Origin of the sequence: Paenibacillus amylolyticus (assembly GCF_036894225.1) — a bacterium.
In the GTDB taxonomy this organism is placed as follows: Bacteria; Bacillota; Bacilli; order Paenibacillales; family Paenibacillaceae; genus Paenibacillus; species Paenibacillus amylolyticus.
This window is the reverse complement of record NZ_CP145892.1, coordinates 4,220,984-4,240,736: the sequence shown is the minus strand read 5'-3', so window position 1 is coordinate 4,240,736 and position 19,753 is coordinate 4,220,984. Positions and strand designations below refer to the sequence as shown.

At 45.1% G+C, this 19,753-nt stretch carries 15 protein-coding genes; 11 read left to right on the top strand and 4 right to left on the bottom strand.

Going from position 1 to position 19,753, the window contains the following annotated elements; all coding sequences use genetic code 11:
- The first annotated feature begins 25 nt into the window (after window positions 1-25).
- Both V6668_RS18720 and V6668_RS18715 read left to right on the top strand, forming a co-directional pair.
- Window positions 26-847 carry a carbon-nitrogen family hydrolase gene (locus V6668_RS18720; RefSeq protein WP_076250027.1) on the top strand — a complete coding sequence of 274 codons (822 nt, stop codon included), beginning with the start codon at window positions 26-28 and terminating at the stop codon, window positions 845-847.
- A 91-nt stretch (window positions 848-938) separates the two neighbouring features.
- A complete protein-coding gene (locus tag V6668_RS18715) occupies window positions 939-1,124 on the top strand; it encodes a hypothetical protein (protein ID WP_017687767.1) in 186 nt (61 codons plus the stop codon).
- Window positions 1,125-1,370: 246 nt separating this feature from the next.
- Here the strand turns inward: V6668_RS18715 and V6668_RS18710 are convergent, their stop codons facing one another.
- Window positions 1,371-2,291, bottom strand: coding sequence for a LysR family transcriptional regulator (locus V6668_RS18710; protein WP_338706425.1), 921 nt, complete (start codon window positions 2,289-2,291; stop codon window positions 1,371-1,373).
- Window positions 2,292-2,652: 361 nt separating this feature from the next.
- Between V6668_RS18710 and V6668_RS18705 the strand changes: the two genes are divergently transcribed.
- From V6668_RS18705 to leuD, 5 genes are all read left to right on the top strand, one after another.
- Complete coding sequence (locus tag V6668_RS18705) at window positions 2,653-4,551, top strand: beta-glucoside-specific PTS transporter subunit IIABC (RefSeq protein ID WP_338706424.1); 1,899 nt, start codon at window positions 2,653-2,655, stop codon at window positions 4,549-4,551.
- A gap of 15 nt (window positions 4,552-4,566) precedes the next feature.
- Window positions 4,567-5,427: a BglG family transcription antiterminator LicT gene (licT, locus tag V6668_RS18700; RefSeq protein WP_338706423.1), complete on the top strand. Its 861-nt coding sequence runs from the start codon at window positions 4,567-4,569 to the stop codon at window positions 5,425-5,427.
- 45 nt (window positions 5,428-5,472) lie between these two features.
- Window positions 5,473-6,930 carry a glycoside hydrolase family 1 protein gene (locus tag V6668_RS18695; protein ID WP_338706422.1) on the top strand — a complete coding sequence of 486 codons (1,458 nt, stop codon included), beginning with the start codon at window positions 5,473-5,475 and terminating at the stop codon, window positions 6,928-6,930.
- A 373-nt stretch (window positions 6,931-7,303) separates the two neighbouring features.
- Window positions 7,304-8,725 carry a 3-isopropylmalate dehydratase large subunit gene (leuC, locus tag V6668_RS18690; protein ID WP_036607575.1) on the top strand — a complete coding sequence of 474 codons (1,422 nt, stop codon included), beginning with the start codon at window positions 7,304-7,306 and terminating at the stop codon, window positions 8,723-8,725.
- 31 nt (window positions 8,726-8,756) lie between these two features.
- Complete coding sequence (gene leuD / locus V6668_RS18685) at window positions 8,757-9,359, top strand: 3-isopropylmalate dehydratase small subunit (protein WP_036607574.1); 603 nt, start codon at window positions 8,757-8,759, stop codon at window positions 9,357-9,359.
- A gap of 197 nt (window positions 9,360-9,556) precedes the next feature.
- Here the strand turns inward: leuD and V6668_RS18680 are convergent, their stop codons facing one another.
- From V6668_RS18680 to V6668_RS18670, 3 genes are read right to left on the bottom strand one after another with little or no spacing between them, the layout of a single operon-like run.
- Window positions 9,557-11,029: a serine hydrolase domain-containing protein gene (locus tag V6668_RS18680; protein WP_338706421.1), complete on the bottom strand. Its 1,473-nt coding sequence runs from the start codon at window positions 11,027-11,029 to the stop codon at window positions 9,557-9,559.
- A 51-nt stretch (window positions 11,030-11,080) separates the two neighbouring features.
- Complete coding sequence (locus V6668_RS18675; RefSeq protein WP_338706420.1) at window positions 11,081-12,178, bottom strand: HAMP domain-containing sensor histidine kinase; 1,098 nt, start codon at window positions 12,176-12,178, stop codon at window positions 11,081-11,083.
- Complete coding sequence (locus tag V6668_RS18670; RefSeq protein WP_338706419.1) at window positions 12,163-12,837, bottom strand: response regulator transcription factor; 675 nt, start codon at window positions 12,835-12,837, stop codon at window positions 12,163-12,165. The genes V6668_RS18675 and V6668_RS18670 overlap by 16 nt, the downstream gene beginning before the upstream one ends.
- Window positions 12,838-13,113: 276 nt before the next feature.
- Between V6668_RS18670 and V6668_RS18665 the strand changes: the two genes are divergently transcribed.
- The 4 genes from V6668_RS18665 to V6668_RS18650 all read left to right on the top strand — a co-directional run bounded on the left by V6668_RS18665 (window position 13,114) and on the right by V6668_RS18650 (window position 19,715).
- Window positions 13,114-14,520, top strand: coding sequence for an N-acetylmuramoyl-L-alanine amidase family protein (locus V6668_RS18665; RefSeq protein WP_338706418.1), 1,407 nt, complete (start codon window positions 13,114-13,116; stop codon window positions 14,518-14,520).
- A 258-nt stretch (window positions 14,521-14,778) separates the two neighbouring features.
- Window positions 14,779-16,188 (top strand): N-acetylmuramoyl-L-alanine amidase family protein, encoded by a 1,410-nt coding sequence (locus V6668_RS18660; RefSeq protein WP_047843524.1) that lies wholly within the window; start codon window positions 14,779-14,781, stop codon window positions 16,186-16,188.
- Window positions 16,189-16,223: 35 nt separating this feature from the next.
- Entirely contained in the window at window positions 16,224-16,904 is a 681-nt protein-coding gene (locus tag V6668_RS18655; protein WP_036671957.1) for a GerMN domain-containing protein, read from the top strand.
- Window positions 16,905-16,976: 72 nt separating this feature from the next.
- Window positions 16,977-19,715 carry an S-layer homology domain-containing protein gene (locus V6668_RS18650; RefSeq protein WP_338706417.1) on the top strand — a complete coding sequence of 913 codons (2,739 nt, stop codon included), beginning with the start codon at window positions 16,977-16,979 and terminating at the stop codon, window positions 19,713-19,715.
- Window positions 19,716-19,753: the final 38 nt, after the last annotated feature.

Genomic DNA, 19,753 nt, shown 5'->3' with positions numbered 1-19,753 from the left:
ATTACGGTTCAGAGGAGTGCTTGTCATGACAGAAAAACAACAGGGAGAAATGCGTGTAGCCCTGATTCAGGGCGATATTCAACTCGGAGACCCTGAGGCTAATCATAAACATATGCAGACGTTGCTTGAGCGTGCGGTAGAACAATATCCGGATCTGGGGCTGGCTGTGTTACCTGAGATGTGGAATACCGGATACGCTTTGACTCAAATTCATGAACTCGCTGACCCGGAAGGCCAGAAATCTCGGGAATGGCTGTCTGCTTTTGCTCAAAAACATCAAATATCCATCGTTGGCGGTTCAATTGCTGAGAAACGGGATGGTCAAATATACAATACAATGTACGCTTATGATCGTGAAGGAAAACAGGTAACACGATACGATAAATTACATTTGTTCCGTCTGATGGACGAAGAGAAATATTTACAGCCAGGTGCGGAACCTGAAATTTTTGAATTGCAGAACGGTCTTACAGCGGGTGCTTCGATCTGTTATGACATCCGGTTTCCGGAACTTGCCCGCACCCTTGCTTTGAATGGTGCCAAGGCATTGATTGTACCCGCCGAATGGCCGAAACCTCGTCTGCACCACTGGCGTACGTTGCTTACCGCACGAGCGATTGAGAATCAGATGTATGTGATCGCATGTAACCGTGTAGGTAAAGGGGGAGAGACCGAATTTTTCGGACATTCCCTCATCATTGATCCTTGGGGTGAGATTGTGGCTGAAGGTGGCGAAGGGGAAGAGATCGTGACCGGAATTATTCGTCCATCTCTGGTAGATGAGGTTCGCGGACGGATTCCCGTATTTGAAGACCGTCGACCTGGCGTTTATTTTGGCGGAAAATAAAAACTGAAATGAAATTCTTCAGAAAAAGTGTTTATTCTTCCAGGACGCGGGTAATGATAACTATCCCGTCACCAAGGAGGATGATCAATCAATGGACAACCATGTGAAAGATACGCTCAGGAGACTGGAACAGGATAACACAAGGGAAGATCACTTAAGGGCATTCTTAGAGAATGGAGCAGGAGGGCTATCACCCCCTGATTCAACTGTTCAGGACGAAGGCCGTGTAATGAATCAGCAAAACAGGCTGACAAGCGATCGTAATTTGCGTAAATAAACCGCCAGACATGAAGTTTTCTTATGTACGTTTCTACGTTAACATTATAAATTAGCATTGTAGCTAAACAACTTAACAAGCAACATTGTACTGTAACCAGTTACTGTGATTGCAATGTAAGAACTCTATCCTGCGGATGCGGGAAACGAGTATAGGACAAAGGCTTGGCCCATAAGGGTCAAGCCTTTGTTTTGGTTCAGTATGAAATGTACCTAAAGAAATGTACCTATACCATAGAGCAATTTCTTAGTCTCCCTTTGACAGTTCGGCCACGGTTTGTTGAAACGTATGGATGAATGCTTCGGCTGCCTTCGACAGCACTCTGCCTTGACGATAAGCCACAACAAGTGTTCTGCTAGGAGTAGGCTCAGCAAGTGGCACATACACAGGCACGAACTCACTGCGCGGCGCACGGGCGATAAAGCGTGGAACCAGTGTAATGCCCATACCAGTGGCGACCAGCGACTGAACGGTTTCAATATTGGTGCTCTCAAACACAACTTGGGGATCAAAACCAGCCTGCTCACAGAGATCGAATGTAAGTTTGCGGAAGCCCTGCCCTTTTTTCAATACAACAAAGGGTTCATCCCGAAGTTCTTCAATTCGCACGGGAAGCGGATGTTTCGGATCTGCCCTGCGTGCCAAAGGGTGATTCGGGGGAACTGCCAGATCAATCTTTTCCTCTCCAATGGCAACATAGGCGAGACTTGGCTCTTGTAAAGGAAGAGATAACAGACTGAGATCTGCTTTGCCGCTTGCTGTCAATTTCTCAAGCGTAAGCCCGGAGTCTTCCAACAAGGTAACCTCAATCTCGGGATAAGCTTGTTGAAACGCAGGAAGCACGTGTGGGAGCAGGTGTGATCCCGTGATCGGCATGCTGCCCACAACGACTTTACCTTTGCGAAGCTGGGAGATGTCGGACATTTCCTGACGCAATAGCTCCACAGCATCTACGATCTTCTGGGCTTGCTCGACAAACGTAACACCTGCATGGGTTAACTCCACGGTACTAGTATTACGCTGAAACAGTAGTACCCCCAGTTCTTTTTCCAATTTGGATAATTGCTGGCTTAATGAAGGTTGAGCAATATGCAGCTTCTCTGCTGCCCGGGAGAAATTGCGTTCGGCCGCAATTTGCAACGTATATTGAAGTTGTCTGAATTCCATCGTCATTGGTCATTCCTTTCGTTATGCCACCATTATATCATTACAGATGAAGAAATCATTAATTTCGCTTAACCGCTTGCACTCCATCAGAAGAGTTGATATACTGATTTTGAAAACGCTTAATAAGAACCACTTACCCGGGTAAAACAAAATCAACGTTTTCATGTGTGCCAGTTTCAAGTGTTAGTACGGAACCATTTCAAATGTTCATATTCTTTTTCGTTTATATAATTGAATAACATTCATCCAACGATGGCGTGTTACTGTTCGGCAGGCAAGACCTAGATTGGGTGGGAAGAGTTTCTCTTTTCCTACCCTTTTTAGGTCTTTTTTTGTTCCCATCAAGAAACGGAGGTGCACCATGAATTACAAACAATTAGCCCAATCGATTATGGAGCTGGTCGGTGGCAATGATAATATCAACACGTTAATTCATTGCTCTACCAGGCTCAGACTTACCCTGAAGAATCCGGATATGGCGAAGACCCAAGAAATTAAGAGCCTTGATGGTGTTATTGGCGCAGTGAATAGCGGCGGACAATATCAGGTTATTATCGGTAATGACGTCGCGTACGTCTACAATGAACTTGCCAAGATGATGGATACTCGGCAATCAAACGAAATTCAGGAGAAACAAAAAGCGGATTATAGCCCCAAAGGACTGTTTAATACTTTTGCCAGTGTCATTGCAGGCATTTTCCAACCTATTATCCCAGCCATTGCTGCCTCGGGCATGCTTAAGGCACTTTTGCTACTGGCGACCGTGACCGGCCTGATGTCTAAAGAGAGCCAGACATATACCGTTTTGAGTGTCATGTCTGATGCTGCCTTTTACTTTCTTCCGATTCTACTGGCTTATTCCAGTGCAAATAGATTTAAAACCAACCCCTTTGTTGCCGTTCTGTTTGGTGGAATCATGTTACACCCGAATATGATTGGTCTGCTTGGCGGTGAAGATCCGGTGTCCTTTATTGGCATTCCTGTTGCATCCGTTCAATATGCGACATCCGTGGTACCGATTATTTTAACGGTCTGGTTCATGTCTTACATTGAAAAGTTCGCGGACAAGATCTCACCAGGACCAGTCAAAATTTTCCTTAAACCTTTGATTGTTATTCTCATTGTTGCTCCAGTTGCCCTGATTGTACTTGGACCTCTGGGGATGTATCTCGGAACGGGAATGTCCAACCTGATCTATTGGATTCAAGATAAGATTGGATGGTTGACCGTTGTCATTATGGCTATACTGATGCCTCTGGTTGTCATGTTCGGTATGCATAAAGTATTTTATCCCATTATTTTCGCAGCCTTGGCTTCACCTGGATATGAAACACTGGTGCTGGTCGCGATGCTGGCATCCAATATGGCGCAGGGAGCAGGCGCACTGGCGGTGTCATTCAAAACCAAAGACATCAAGCTGAAACAAGTCGCTTTGTCTGCAGGAATTTCAGGTGTATTCGGTATCACGGAACCTGCTCTGTACGGTGTACATTTAAGGCTCAAGAAAACGCTGATTGCCTGCATGATTGGCGCCGGAGTCGCTGGGTTGTTCGCAGGTATTGTGAATCTCAAGGCATATGCTGCCGTGGGTCCGGGGATTGCATCTATGCCTATGTTTATCAGTGAAGATCATATGAATATTATCTATGCGATCATTACCATGCTGATCTCTGCCATTGTCGCGTTTGTCGCTGTATATGTCATTGGATTTCAGGATGTTGTTCCAACAGCAGTGTCGATAGCAGGCAGTCCTACAAACAAAGCGAGAGGCGAATCTGAAATCCAGCCATCCAAAGGGATCAAATCGAAAAAGATCGTTTTTGCTCCATTGGAAGGTAAAGTTCTGCCATTAAGAGAGGTGAAGGACGAGGCCTTCTCGCAAGAAGCCATGGGACAAGGTATGGCCATTCAGCCAAGTGTTGGCAAGGTGTTTGCCCCGTTTGATGGTACCATTGAAACGGTGTTCCGTACCAAACATTCCATCGGTCTGAGATCGGTAGAGGGGGTAGAACTTCTGATTCATGTCGGATTGGATACGGTGAAACTGAAAGGCCAACATTTTGATGTAAAAGTGAACGAAGGAGAACAGATCTCTCATGGTCAGCTCCTGATTGAATTTGATCTTGAAGCTATACAAGCCGCAGGTTATGACACCACGACCCCTGTAATTGTGACCAATTCATCGGATTATCTGGAGGTGCTGGGCAATGAATCTTCGGCGACAACAGGACCGGGGAAACCATTAATTACGGTGTTATAACCCGCTGAAATATGAATGAAAGGCAGGCAGCCTGATATGGAAGTCATAAAAATATTGAATTCGAGCATTGTTCTTGCCAGACGTGGTGAGGATGACAAGGAAATTATTGTGATGGGAAAGGGCATCGGCTACAGGAGCAAACCGGGAGATGTCGTGGGCGAGGATGAGATCGAGAAGATCTATGTCCTTGAAAATGAAACGATCTCTTCGGATCTCACCGCTCTGATGAAGGAAACGCCAAAAGAATATCTGATTCTGGCTGATGAAATCATCTCCCATGCCAAACATACATTGTCCCGCCATCTGAGTGATCATCTCTATGTCGCATTAACGGATCATCTGTATATGGCCATGAAGCGATTCAAGGACAATATGACGATCCAGAACCGAATGTTGTGGGAAGTGAAAAAGTTCTATCCGCAGGAGTTCAGCATCGGGTTGCATGGTCTGTCTCTCATTCAAAAACAGCTTGGACTCTCCCTGCCTGAAGAGGAAGCGGCGAATATTGCCTTTCATCTCGTTAATGCGCAGCAGAATGATGACAATATGAATCAGGTCATGATGATGACCAATACCGTCAAGGATGTACTCAATATTATCAAAATTCACTATCAAGTGGAGCTGGATACACACAGCATCAACTATTCACGCTTTTTGACCCATTTGCAGTTTTTCATTCAACGGCTTTTTGAGCATAAAACATTAAACACACAGGATCATGAGCTCTTTGAACAGATCGCGAATAAATACCCGCAGGAAGAAGCCTGCGTACTGCTAATCAAGGATTATATTGAAGCTCGGTTTGAACATACGATCTCCAATGAAGAGATGATGTATTTGATTATTCATATCAATCGGGTCATGAGTCGCAATTGAGCAAGAATCAAAGAGTTACAGAGATAATCCAAGGAGGAATACACAATGACCAATACAACAAGAACGTTTCCAGAAGATTTTCTATGGGGAGGAGCGATTGCTGCCAATCAGGCAGAAGGAGCGTGGAATGTGGATGGCAAAGGTCTGTCTACAGCCGACATTGCTATCTATCGAAAAGGTGTAGCCAAGAGTGAGTATAAAAAGCATAATGCGATCAATGAAGAACAGATCAAAACTGCGATGGAGTCTAGCTCGGACAGAGAATATCCGAAACGCAGAGGCATTGATTTTTACCACCGCTATGAGGAGGATCTGGCCCTGTTTGGGGAGATGGGTCTCAAAACGTTGCGCTTATCTATTGCTTGGACCCGAATTTTCCCGAATGGCAACGAAACAGAGCCGAATGAAGCCGGTTTGCAGTTCTATGACCGCGTTATTGATGGCATGCTGAAACAAGGGATTGAACCATTAATTACGTTGTCGCATTATGAGATGCCGATGTATCTGGTGAATCACCATGGTGGATGGACGGATCGGAAAGTTGTCGAGTATTTTGTTCACTTTTGTAAAACCGTGTTCACCCGTTATAAGGACAAAGTGAAGTACTGGATTACATTTAATGAAATTGACAGCATTGTTCGTCATCCGTTTACGAGTGGTGGTATTGTTCCGGAGCGTTTCGAAAATGTGGAGCAGGCTGTATATCAGGGGTTGCACCATCAATTTGTAGCGAGTGCGCTCGCAGTGAAATACTGTCATGAGATCATTCCCGGTTCCCAGATCGGATGTATGCTGACCAAACTGACAACGTACGCTCATACATGTAATCCCGAAGACGTACTTGTTGCTTCCCGGGATAATCAATTCAATCTTATGTTTACGGACGTACAGGTGCGTGGAGCGTATCCGTACTTTACGAAGAGATTTTTTGCCGAAAAAGGGATTAACCTGGATATGCTTGAGGGGGATGAAGAGATTCTTAAAGTACACACTGTGGACTTTATCTCATTCAGTTATTATATGTCCCTGGTATCAAGTGTGGATGGCGACCGATTGGAGCAGGTGAGTGGCAATACAACTGGAGGGGTGAAGAACCCGTATCTGCAAACGAATGATTGGGGCTGGCAGATTGACCCGGTAGGTCTGCGCATCTCACTGAATGAACTGTATAGCCGTTATGAGGTACCTTTGTTCATCGTTGAAAATGGGATTGGAGCGGTAGACACGATTGAAGCGGATGGTAGCATTCAGGATGATTATCGTATTGAGTACTTCCGCTCTCACATGGAACAGATGCATGAAGCGATTCTGGACGGTGTTGAACTTCTGGGCTATACCAGTTGGGGAGTGATTGATCTGATTAGTTATTCTTCTTCAGAGATGGAGAAACGATATGGCTTTATTTATGTAGATCAGGATAATGACGGCAATGGAACACTGGAGAGAAAACGAAAGAAGAGTTTCTATTGGTACAAAGATGTGATTGCGAATAACGGTCTGTAATACAGTAGTCGGATAAGTACTCTCTATTAGAAGGCGTTGATATGATAATTTTCATTTCATAACAGAAACTAGCAAAGCAGCTCTGGATTCAGGGCTGTTTTTTGATGTTCTAGATAAAAAGCATTGACAGCGCAGAGGCGGGAACGTAGTATAAGACTTATATGATAATGATAATTGTTATCAATTGAAACCTCTGCGATGAGCAGTGGTTTATTTGTCTTTCTCTCATTATAGGTTAAACCTATTACATCTATAGATATTATATCTTGGAACAATGAAGGACAGGGTGATATATTTATGTCATTCAAGAGCTTCACTTTTTAAAGAAAACAGAGGCTCTTCCAAGGAACGAACTTATAATGAGGTGAAAATGATGAGTAAAAAAACGATGTTTGAGAAAATTTGGGAAAATCACGTAATTCATCAAGAAGAAGGCAAACCAAGCATTCTGTATATCGATCTGCATCTGGTGCACGAAGTAACTTCTCCACAGGCATTTGAAGGTCTTCGTCTCAGCGGACGTAAAGTTCGTCGCCCTGAACTGACATTTGCAACAATGGACCACAACGTTCCAACGAAAGACCGTTTCAACATTACAGATCCTATCTCCAAACAACAAATTGATACACTTTCGCAAAACTGCCGTGATTTCGGCGTGAAATTGTATGATCTGGACACGATTGATCAAGGCGTTGTACACGTTATGGGACCTGAACTGGGTCTGACTCACCCGGGTAAAACGATTGTATGTGGTGACAGTCATACGTCCACACACGGTGCGTTTGGCGCACTGGCATTCGGAATCGGAACAAGTGAAGTTGAGCACGTTATGGCAACTCAATGTTTGCAACAAGCAAAAGCCAAAACGATGGAAGTTCGTTTTGTCGGTAAACGTAACCCGGGTGTAACCGCAAAAGACATGATCCTCGCAGTCATCGCCAAATACGGTACAGACTTTGCAACAGGTTATGTTATTGAGTACACAGGCGAATCCATCCGTGAGTTGAGCATGGAAGAGCGTATGACGGTCTGCAACATGTCCATCGAAGGTGGAGCAAGAGCAGGATTGATCGCTCCGGATGAAACAACATTTGAATATCTGCGTGGACGTGAATACGTACCAGCGGATGCCAAATTCGATGAAGCTGTAGAGGGTTGGAAACAGCTTGTAACCGATGAAGGTGCCGAATTCGACCATGTGGTTGAAATCGATGTGGAGACATTGATTCCGCAAGTAACTTGGGGAACAAGCCCTGGCATGGGAACCGACATTTCTTCTAAAGTTCCAGTTCCGGCTGAATTGCCTACAGAAAACGAACGCAAAGCGGCTGAAAAAGCGCTTGAATATATGGGACTTGAACCGGGAACACCAATCGCCGAGATTCCAATTGATTATGTATTTATCGGTTCATGCACCAATGGTCGGATCGAAGATCTGCGTGCAGCAGCACAAGTGGCTAAAGGTCACACGGTATCCAGTCAGGTTACAGCAATTGTTGTACCAGGTTCAGGACGAGTTAAAATCCAGGCAGAACAAGAAGGTTTGGATAAAATCTTTACGGAAGCCGGATTTGAATGGCGGGATGCGGGATGCAGTATGTGTCTGGCGATGAACCCGGATGTATTGAAGCCAGGACAACGTTGTGCTTCGACTTCCAACCGTAACTTTGAAGGACGCCAAGGACGCGGAGGACGTACGCATCTGGTTTCTCCGGCAATGGCGGCAGCAGCAGCGGTTAAGGGTCACTTTGTGGACGTACGGGATTGGAATTTCAAAACAGAAGCAGCGATCTAATCTATAACAGACAGAAGGGAGAACGTTTAATATGGAAGAATTCAAAACATTACAAGGCATCGTTGCACCGGTAGACCGGGTCAATGTAGATACAGACGCAATCATTCCGAAACAGTTCCTGAAACGGATTGAACGTACCGGATTTGGACAATTTTTGTTCTATGAATGGCGTTTTGATGAAGAGGGCAACAATAATGCTTCCTTCGAAATGAACAAACCTCGTTATGAAGGGGCATCCATCCTGATCTCACGTGCCAACTTTGGCTGTGGATCTTCCCGTGAGCATGCGCCATGGGCGATTTTGGACTATGGATTCCGTTGTGTCATCGCTCCATCTTATGCAGACATCTTCTATAATAACTGCTTTAAGAACGGAATCTTGCCAATCAAGTTGTCAGAAGAGCAAGTTGAAGACTTGTTCCAACGTACAGCGACACATGAAGGCTATGAGATGAATGTAAATCTGGAAAACAAAACGATTACTGATGCATACGGACTGCATATCGATTTTGATCTGGATGAGCACCGTCGTCAATTCCTGTTGCAAGGATTGGATGATATCGGTCTGACTCTTCAACATGATGATGAGATCGCTGCTTACGAACAACGCCACGCGGCAAAACTGTTCGGTTAATCGTTAAAGTATTGCATAACAGAAAGCTTCTGCCTCGCCCAAGGGACCTTGTTCCCATCGGTGAGACAGAAGCTTTTTGTAGTTTCAGAAGTAAATTAGCTTAATAAGTCAGCTATACATAGAACTCCTGATTTTTCTTGACCGAATACTTCAACAGATACAATAACAGCTGACTAAATAGAGAACCTAAAAATCGATTATTGAGGTAACTCCAAAGGGTCGTTTTTTGTATTTTGAAAATAGACATAGATATAACAAGCCAAATGCACGAAATTCACAAGTGACCATACCATAAGCCATATGATTGGAGTTGATAGGGTAGTCCAGATGCCAAACCAAGGCAGCACACGTCCTCCGCCGATAAACGTAACCAAGGGGGACAGAGATAAGAGAATTAGAACCGGGATCAGTCTACCAACCGTGATCATAATCAATTTGCTGATCGTTAGGCGGTGGTAGTTCCGAAGTATGCGAGAATAGCCGTAGATGCCCCATGCAAGCGTAGCGACGATCAGCGCAATCATGATCATTTCCATATTCCGACCGTTTACAAAAGAGGTTTGGGGTTCCTGTCCCCTCATAATATCCGCTATTCCATCAATAAATGCCGAGTAATTCACATAAGCGTTTATACCAGAATTAAACATTACGGCAATGCCCATTTGCTCGTTCAAATAAACCTGTTCTTCGGACTTGTAGGTCCAGAAAATGCCGCTGTGGGAGATCGTTTGGCCGTTAGACGCATCTTGGTTTGCAAGCCAGCCCATGCCGTACGGACCGATCGCTCCTGAGGCATGATATTGTTTCATCAGCACAGGGGAAACGAGGCGGCCATTATATTGGGAAAGCATCCATAGGGACATGTCCTCTGCGGTTGAAACGATGCCGGCGGGGCCCTCAATGAACCAAAGCGGTTCGGATTGACTTATAGCGCGTCCCAAGCTCAGGTAATGTCCTAGCGGGATAGTATTATTCTCATAGAATTGCTGCGTTGTATTGACACTGAAGGTATGATTCATTCCTAACGGTTCAAAAATATGTTTTTTCAGATAATCCGAAAAGCGCTCTCCGCTAACACTTTCCACCAGGTTCGCCAGCAGCACGTAATTGGGATTATGATAGCTGTAGGCTGTTCCGGGGATATGGGCAAGTTGAACCGTGTTTAATAATTGGTTCGCTTCAGCCAGTGATTGGAATTGCGGAGTCTTTGTCATATCGGGATTAATCTTGTCATTGAGACCACTCGTCTGATTCAGTAAATGACGGACCGTGATATCAAGAACGTGGGGGTCCTGTGGAGAAAGCTCTGGAAAATAGGAAGCGTAAGTCGCATCCAAGTCGATCTGACCCTTGTCCACCAGCTGCAGAACGGCTAAAGCAGTAAAGGACTTGCTTAGTGAAGCAATGGGAAAAGGGGTGTTGCCCGTAACCTTCTGGCCGTCCGCCAATGTCCCGTAGCCTTTTGCGTAAAAGACCTCATCGTTATTGGCAATCGCCAGTGAAGCAGCCTTAATGTAATTGGTCTTCATGCTCCGATTCATATATTCGTCGATCTCCTGCAGCACTTCTGTCCTGTCTCTGGCTTCATTGGCGGATAAGGGGGACGCCCACGCGGTACATAACAACAAACAGCTAAATGTGATATACATTCTTTTTTTCAGTTTTAGCATGATAACACTCCTTGAATTCAAGATAAGGAGATGTTATCAGATCATTTTCAACTATTTATCAACTCGGGTCCCAATACTTGCCGTGACGCTTCCACCTCCGTTAGGACCGTTTGCAATCCGAAGACTACCTTCATGTTTTTCGCAAAACACCTTGCAAACGTAAAGGCCCAGCCCGCGATGTTCGCTCGCATCCCATACTTCGCCTCGGTAAAAAGGGAGCATAGCCTTACTCAGGGCTTCCTCAGAGAAACCAGAACCGTCCTCTGAGACGGTAATCTTCATAATGCCTCCCTGAACGTCATAGTGAACGTTCACTTGACTGGCTGCGTATCTCGCCCCATTAGCCACTATATTCTCGAAAATCTGCATGACCAGATAGGGATCTACATGTACTGAGGCATTATCATATTCCACGGATGAGACGAAACGTATACCGAACTGTTTCGCGATTTGTTCAGCGCTGCCATCCAGCAAAGCCGTCAATGAGATCGTATCCATCGATTGGAAGTTCAACGGCACATCCTCCAGCCTCTGAATGGAGTTCATGGCCTCTGCATAACTCTCCAGACGCAAGATGTGAAGGTTCATAGTATGGATCAGGTCCAGCACCTTTTCTTCCGACAACTTCTTCTCAGGAAGATAGGTGGCAAGAAGCTCGGCGTTTCCTTTTAACACGGACAGGGGTGTTCTCAGATCATGGGCAAAAATAGCATTGATCTGCTTGCGCTCTTCAACCGAACGCCAAAGTGTCTTAAGGTTTTTTTCCAATTGTGAGCGCATGTTTTCAAATAGCGTGATCAGCTCGCCCATCTCATCCTGGCTGTCATAGGAAATGCGGAAGTCTAGATCGTTGGCCGAAATGTTCTCGGATGCTCGTTTTAATAGCTCCAGCGGACGTTTTAGCTTCCATCTGTAAAATAGAACGGCCATGGTGACAATTCCAGTCGCTACGGTGAGCAGAACCGCCGTGACGAGGGAGGGCATCACCCAATCCGTTTCTCCGAAACGCAGCCGCAGGTTCTCCGCCCAAGCAAACTCCATAGTTATAACGGCAAGCACGGCAATGAGTGTGACCACACACAACAGCATAAAAGATTGTAGCAAGGACAATCGCTTTAAAAACAGGAGCCTAGTCATGAACTTGGCCATTTGTACCCTACTCCCCAAACGGTCTCGATTTGATTATCACAGCCGTATTCCTTTAATTTGTAGCGAATTCGCCGGATATGCTCTGCGATCACGTTACTGTCACCTTGCTCGTTCATGCCCCAAATCTTTTCGTATATGCGTTCCTTTCCAAACACCATATCAGGATGCGTGGACAGCAATTCGACAATATCAAACTCTTTTTTGGGCAGTGAAATTCGCTTATCCAGGTAGTAGAGCTCCCTGGCCGTATAATCAATGACCAATTCATTGTTAAACCTTACCGAAGATTTAGTTTGGATTCGTTGTTCCCTGCGTATATGTGCTTCGACCCTGGCGCCCAACTCGCGAATGCTGAAAGGTTTCAGGATATAGTCATCGCCTCCGGCACGAAATCCTGCTATTTTATCAGCATCTTCGATTCGAGCCGTTAAGAATAAGATCGGGCAAGAGACAAAGTCGCGAATTTTTTCACATAATTGAAGGCCGTTCTGTTCAGGCATGTTGATATCTAACAAAACGATATCGGGTTGTTTTTCCACTTTCCGCAGCGCTTCCCGGCTGTCCTTGGCTGTCATCACGGAATAACCGTTAATTTCAAAATAATCAGTCAGTAGCTTTCGAAGATCTGCTTCATCGTCCACGATCAGTATTTTAGGCATCAAGGCTCAGTCTCCTGTATTCAAGTATTTGAACTCAGCATAGCAAAAATGGATGAGAAATGTAATTTTAATATGATTTTGGGAACTGGACGAATGGAGAAAGTCAACTTTTTGCCACTCAGTTTCCGACTAAATATGACAACGTTGTAACCGGATGATCAGACAATATCTGATAAACTGATTAGTAGATTATGGAAGGTTACATATTGTCATTGATGTTACGCTGCAGAGAATCAGGTCGGATGTTCAAAAGACAAAAAGAATGGTGGATGAGGTATGAAAAAATGGTCGGCAGCAGTCGTTTTTCTTCTGTTCCTATGTTTATTCCCAATCATGGCCCATGCAGACACCACGCCCTCGATTGTACTCGACGGTGTAACCATTAACCAGCAGACGGGTGCACCTGCAGAGAATATCGGGAAAACGGTCATGGTTCCAATTCGAATTGTATCCGAGAACCTGGGTTATAAGGTGAAGTGGGAGAAGGAAACTCAGTCAGTCCAGGTTCAAAAAGGAAACAGCATGATTCAAATGACGGCTGGCAAAGATGCAGCTACAGTGAATGGAAACGTGGTGAACCTGGATTCGCCCCCACTGATCAAACAGGGAACTACGCTTGTTCCGTTACGCTTTGTTGGGGAAGGCATGGGTCTGCGTGTGGGCTGGGACAATGGAACCAAGACAGTAAGCCTATTTAGTATTCCTCCCGTAGTTGAAACGGAAGGTGACAGTGACCCCGTTGAGGCACCTGTCCCGGATGGTTTGACAGAACTTCAAGGCATCAGCTTCAGCGGAGATCGCTTGATTGTAGCAACAAACGGTAATATTAGCCCCAAAGTATCCAGTATTGGTGGGCCAGACCGAATTATTGTTGATCTGCCTTCAGCGACATTTTCTGAGGAATTCATTCAGGGACAAGCCTCTAACCCGGATGGGAGTGGACAGATTCTCGTTACGGATTCATCCATAGTTTCCAAAGTTCGGTATGCCATGTTCAGTAAATCGCCTTCTACCGTGCGTGTCGTTCTGGATATGAATCAGACGGCTACAGCCAAATGGTCTGTTGGAGATAACAATGTCTTGCTCGTTGACCTGACAGCCACGAGTGGAGAACCGACAAGCCAACCGGCAGTACCTACCAATGATGGCAAAACGATTGTGGTCATTGATCCGGGACATGGTGGTCGTCAATCGGGTGCAGTGAGTTTGTCAGGAGCTTATGAGAAGGATTTCAATCTGGCTGTAGGACTGAAGGTACAGGCAACCCTTCAAAAATACCCAAATATTCAAACGGTCATTACACGCCAGGATGATACAGAACTTTCGCTCAAACAGCGTGTGGATATTGCTGAATTGAATCAGGCAGATGTTTTTGTATCCATTCATGGAAACAAATTCACTACACCGGTACCAAACGGCATTGAAACGCTCTACAGTCGTAAAGAAAGCAAAACTTTGGCTGACGCTCTTCACAAATATGTGTTACCGGTAACAGGACTCAAGGATCGTGGGGTTAAAACGGCTAGTCTGCATGTGACGCGTGAAACAACCATGCCTGCTGTGTTACTTGAACTTGGTTTTTTAAGTAACCCTACAGATGAAGCAGTCATGCTCACGGAAGAATACCAGGACAAATGTGCACAGGCGATTGTGGACGGAATTGTTGAATTTTTGGGACTGTAAATTGAATTGTGCGCAAATATGAAGGTTAGGGTATTACGTTGTTTAGAGATGTATATTTGATAAATAAGGAAAAAAGAAGACATTAAAATGTAAAAAAAGCTTGATCTGACAACGTTTTTTTTCTGTTATGTTGGAATATATTCGCAACTTTTGAGAGCGAGGGGCGTCTAATAGGTGTCTGGTAATGCCCAAGCGGTCAGTCGGAGTTGGAAAATGACAACATGCGGCAAAAAAATATGAGAATGGTAGGGGTGAAGGATGAAGAAGTTCGGTTTTTTGGTACTGTTATTTGTCTTTGGGCTCGTATTCCCGGGCTATAGTCACGCAGCAACAGACACGAAAATTATCCTAGACGGTAAAGAAATCGTACAGCCATCGGATACAAAAGCGGAAATTATCAACAGCAAGGTGATGGTTCCGATCCGGGTTGTGTCCGAAAATCTTGGATATAGCGTGGAGTGGAAGCAGCAAACTCAAACAGTGACTATTAGCAAAGACAACACTGCCATGCAGATGATTGTTGGACAGAAGACGGCAACGGTGAACGGCAGTAACGTAAACTTGGATGCCCCGCCACTCGTGAAAAATGGTACTACGCTCGTACCTCTCCGATTTATTGGTGAGGAAATGGGTCTTAAGGTGGGTTGGAACAATACTACGAAGACGGTAACATTAGTTACCCAGAATTCAGGTTCCGGAAACGGGACAACCACACCTCCGAACTCTGGCAATGAAGGCGGAGGATCGGATCAAGAAGGTCTTGTACTGGTGAACGGCATCAGCTTCAGCGACAACCGCTTCATGATTGCAACAAGCGGAAGTACGAAGCCGAACGTCTTCACGATGACAGGACCAGATCGAATCGTTATAGACTTGCCGAATACCGCATTTGCTGATTCGTTCAGTGAAGGACAGGCTCTAGACAGCAACCAGAATGGACAACTCGTCGTTAGCGGCTATCCGGATGTGTCGAAGATTCGTTACTCGTTATACAGCAACAGTCCATCTACAATTCGTTTTGTAATCGATCTGTCCAGTTCAAAAGGGTACAGTGTGCAAAATGATTCCGGACTGGTTATGATTAACCTCGACAATCAAAGTGGTACACCTGCCCCTCCAGTTGGTAATAATGGCAAAAAAGTTGTCGTTATCGATGCAGGTCACGGAGATCAGGATCCTGGGGCAATCGGTGTAACTGGTAAACGTGAAAAAGACTTCAATCTGGCAATGGCTCTGAAAGTGGAAGCCTTGTTGAAAAAAGAATCCAAAATTGACGTTGTGTTAACGCGCAGCGATGATACATTTTTGGCATTGAAAGAACGTGTGAAGATTGCACAAGACATAAAAGCGGATATTTTCATCTCCATTCATGCTAACAGTGGCCCTGCTGCTGCGAACGGTGTAGAGACATTCTATACACGCTCCAACAGCAAAGCACTTGCTACAGTGATGCACAAGTATCTTTTACAGTCTTCCGGACTGAAAGATCGTGGAGTGAAAACGGCAAGTCTCCATGTGACCCGTGAAACGACAATGCCAGCAGTTCTGCTGGAAGGTGGATTCCTTAGCAATAAGAGTGACGAAGCAGCCCTGTTCACTGAGAGTTTCCAGAACAGTGTTGCCAAAGGGATTGTTGCAGGAATCAAGGAGTATCTGGGAATTAAATAAGGGACAAGCCCTTATGTTGAGGAGGCGGAGTTAGAATGAACAAGAAAATATGGATTGCAGCCTTGCTGGTAACGGTTATGGCAGTTGCTGCTGGATGTGGAAGCAAGCCAACAGCTGCTCCGAATCAGACGCAAGGCGCAGGAACTGAAAACAATGTAACCGAGGTTGAAGGTGAAACAATTACCGAACCGGTAACTGCTGAGCCTGAAGAGAATACAACGCCTACAGAATCCACGGAGGAAGGCAGCTCAGAGGAAGCGACTACAACTACTCCGCCAAGCGAAACGTCTACGGAGAAGCCGGCAACTTCCGAAAGTAATGAAAAGAAAACAATCACTGTATTCTATACGGATGAAGAAGAACTGGAGTTGCACAAAGCTTCGGCAGAGATTTCATACGCATCGGATGATGCCAAATATAAAGCTGCCTTTGAATCACTGCAACAGAGCAAAGACGCTAAACTGGTTCCGCTGTGGTCTAAAGAAATTGAATTGAAGTCTGTTCAGTTCAAGGATGGAGCTCTTACGCTGGATATTCATATGCCAGATACGGCACGTCTTGGAGCAGGTGGAGAGTCTTATGCACTGGATGCTCTAAAACAAACGTTCTTCCAGTTTGATGAAGTAAAATCACTTGATTTACTGGTGGATGGTCAGCAGACGGAGAGTCTGATGGGCCATGTGGATCTTGAACATCCAATGACAAGATCCGAATAGGCTGTACAGCATGCTGTTGTACCGGGAATCCACGGAATATGGGTCGTTTTACATGAGAGAGGGGAATCATAGGTGACTTTTAAATATAACCATACATCACACTCTAAAAAAGTAGTATCAGCCGTGCTTGCAGGCATGATGGCCCTTAGCGCCGGCGGAGCTGCCATGGCAGCAGAATCAACAGAAACGGGGCAGGGTCAGACTGCTGCAATAACAAATACGGCTGCACCAACTGGTTTGTTCAGTGACATCAAGGTCGGATACTGGGCTGAGAAACATGTGTACAAACTGGCATATCAAGGTATTCTTCTCGGTAACAACGGCCTGTTCCGTCCAGGAGACGCGGTAACACAGCAAGAAGCTGTAACAATGGCAATCCGTTTTATGAATCAAGAGGGCCAGTTGAATACCGACACGGCTGCGGCATTACCGACAAACATGGAAGTGGGAAATTATTTCAAGCCATATGTCGCGCTGGCACTTCAACTGGGACTGATTGACAAAACGGAAGAATCAACGGTGGATGTATCCAAGACCTCCTGGGGTCAAAAACCAGCTTCACGGGAATGGATTACAAAATTGTTAATCCGTTCATTGGATAAGGATGCTGAAGCGAAGGCACAAAACAATCAATCTACCGGATTTGCTGATAATGCAAGTATTTCCGAAAGTGGTAAAGGTTATGTCAATCTGGCTGTTAGCTTGGATCTGGCCAAAGGTGTGGAAGGCAACAAATTCAATCCAACTGGTTCCGTAACCCGTGCTCAACTGGCTACCTTCTTCAGTCGTGGTGAATCATTAACGGATACAACGTACCCGAACACAACCACGGGTTATGTGACAGGATTGAAAGATGGGCAGATCACGCTGGTTGTGGACGGCAAAGCCGTTAACTTCACAGTGAACAGCAGTACGCCTTACTTTACGAAAGACAGTGAGACTCGTGCTTCCGCCACAGATGTGAAGCTGTATACAAAAGTTATGGTTGTAGGTTCTGCAGGTGGGGCTTCCTATGTGGAAGTTGTTGATGCTACACCGCAGGTGGAAAGTGTTGAAGGTACATTTGCACGTTCATTGTCTGGTAATAAAATTGGTATCTTTGTGGGCGAGAATTACGAAACGTATAGTTATGATGAGGCAACTGCATTCATCGATCAGAATGGTAATGCAATCAAACTATCCGATATTACGGCAGATAGCATCATCGAAGTACAGCGTGAGACGTTCTCGACTGACAAAAAAACAGTTGCTATTCGTGTGAAATCCGGCATTGTTAACAAGAGTGACAATGGCGTAATTGCTGAAGTATCCACTTCTGGCAAAACGATCAAACTTGTCAATGCAGCGGGTGCTACAGAGCAGTTTGCATACAATGACAATCTGCTTATCACATATCAAAACCGTATCATATCAGTGGCTGATCTCAAAGCCGGCAGTGCCGTAAAATACACTGTAAAGGACAGTGTTTTGCAAACTATCACATTGTCTCAAGGTGTGGAGCAATCTGTGCGCGGAACATTGGTTGAGATCGGTGGCAACCAGTCCACGTTAACGTTCAAACGTGAAGGGGGTTCCCTTGAGGCGAAACTGCTGACTGAAAAGCCGGAAGTTATTATTAATGGTATTCAGGATGCGACGCTAAATGATCTCATCACGGATGCAACGAACGGGGATCAGGTGGAGTTGTCATTGAACTCTGACGATCAGGTAACACGTATTCAGGTGATTGGACGTCAAATGGAACCTATGAACGGAGTAACGGTTGTATCTTACAACAGCAAAACAAAGGTACTTACCGTACTGGACAACAACAAAAAACCGTTTGTATTTACATTGGACGAAAAAACCAAACTGGACTACAATACGACCAAACCTACACTCGCTGGTCTGGAGTCGATTTTGAATGATGGTCGCAAATTGGATCTGACCTATGTGGGAACACGTGCGTTGTCCGTTAAAGTGATTTACAAGTATGAAGGTACGATCAGCAACATTGACACAACGGGCAGAAAAATCAGTGTGTTGTCTGGTAATCAGACGATTACAGTGCCTTATACTACCTTACCTACGGTTGAGATCTATAACAAATCGGGCGCAAGTCTGGGAGATTTGAAGATTGGTGACAAAGTGACCGTAACGCTTGGAGCAAATCAGGATGTAGTGCAGAAGGTTTCACTGAACACTGTGGCTCAATTCGAAGTGGTTGCCTTGGAAGCAAATAGTCGTATTCGAGTAAAATCCGATCTGTTGACAAGTCAGTTCTACGTGGATCAAGCCGTACTGACAGGAGAGAGTGGTCAGACGATCACGCCTTCACAACTGACAGCAGGCAACCTGATTAATGTAACGTTTGAAGGAGCTACGCCAAAAGCGGTTCAAGTCGTGAAGCGTACGCTGGCTGAAGTTACAGCGGTGGATGCTTCATCTGTAACGCTCAAGCAGTTTAACGGCCAGACTGAAACCGTGTCTGTTAGCGGTTCTGTTAAAGTCGTGAAATCTGGCTCCACATTAACTTCACTGACGAGTCTTACGGTCGGAGATCGTGTGGAAATGACAAAAGATACGGATAATTCCACACGCTTCAGAGTACTAACTGTCATGAGCAAACAATTCTGGTCTTATGATGGCGTTGGTAACCAAATTTTGGTTAAACGGGAAACGACAGCAGACACAAACTATCGTTTTGCACTCGGATCAAGTGTATTTGTTCACCAGGGTGACAATACTTTAAGCGTGCAATCTCTCAGAGATAATGATAATATTGTATTGTATCTCCTGAACAATGTTATTCTGGAGATTCAAAAACAGTAATCGTTTCTTTTCGAGGATCAAAAGAATGACCGTCTTGA

Coding starts and splice junctions, on each gene's coding strand:
- V6668_RS18720 (WP_076250027.1), top strand. CDS start 26: ATGACAGAAAAACAACAGGGAGAAATGCGTGTAGCCCTGATTCAGGGC.
- V6668_RS18715 (WP_017687767.1), top strand. CDS start 939: ATGGACAACCATGTGAAAGATACGCTCAGGAGACTGGAACAGGATAAC.
- V6668_RS18710 (WP_338706425.1), bottom strand. CDS start 2,291: ATGGAATTCAGACAACTTCAATATACGTTGCAAATTGCGGCCGAACGC.
- V6668_RS18705 (WP_338706424.1), top strand. CDS start 2,653: ATGAATTACAAACAATTAGCCCAATCGATTATGGAGCTGGTCGGTGGC.
- licT (WP_338706423.1), top strand. CDS start 4,567: ATGAAAGGCAGGCAGCCTGATATGGAAGTCATAAAAATATTGAATTCG.
- V6668_RS18695 (WP_338706422.1), top strand. CDS start 5,473: ATGACCAATACAACAAGAACGTTTCCAGAAGATTTTCTATGGGGAGGA.
- leuC (WP_036607575.1), top strand. CDS start 7,304: ATGAGTAAAAAAACGATGTTTGAGAAAATTTGGGAAAATCACGTAATT.
- leuD (WP_036607574.1), top strand. CDS start 8,757: ATGGAAGAATTCAAAACATTACAAGGCATCGTTGCACCGGTAGACCGG.
- V6668_RS18680 (WP_338706421.1), bottom strand. CDS start 11,029: ATGCTAAAACTGAAAAAAAGAATGTATATCACATTTAGCTGTTTGTTG.
- V6668_RS18675 (WP_338706420.1), bottom strand. CDS start 12,178: ATGGCCAAGTTCATGACTAGGCTCCTGTTTTTAAAGCGATTGTCCTTG.
- V6668_RS18670 (WP_338706419.1), bottom strand. CDS start 12,837: ATGCCTAAAATACTGATCGTGGACGATGAAGCAGATCTTCGAAAGCTA.
- V6668_RS18665 (WP_338706418.1), top strand. CDS start 13,114: ATGAAAAAATGGTCGGCAGCAGTCGTTTTTCTTCTGTTCCTATGTTTA.
- V6668_RS18660 (WP_047843524.1), top strand. CDS start 14,779: ATGAAGAAGTTCGGTTTTTTGGTACTGTTATTTGTCTTTGGGCTCGTA.
- V6668_RS18655 (WP_036671957.1), top strand. CDS start 16,224: ATGAACAAGAAAATATGGATTGCAGCCTTGCTGGTAACGGTTATGGCA.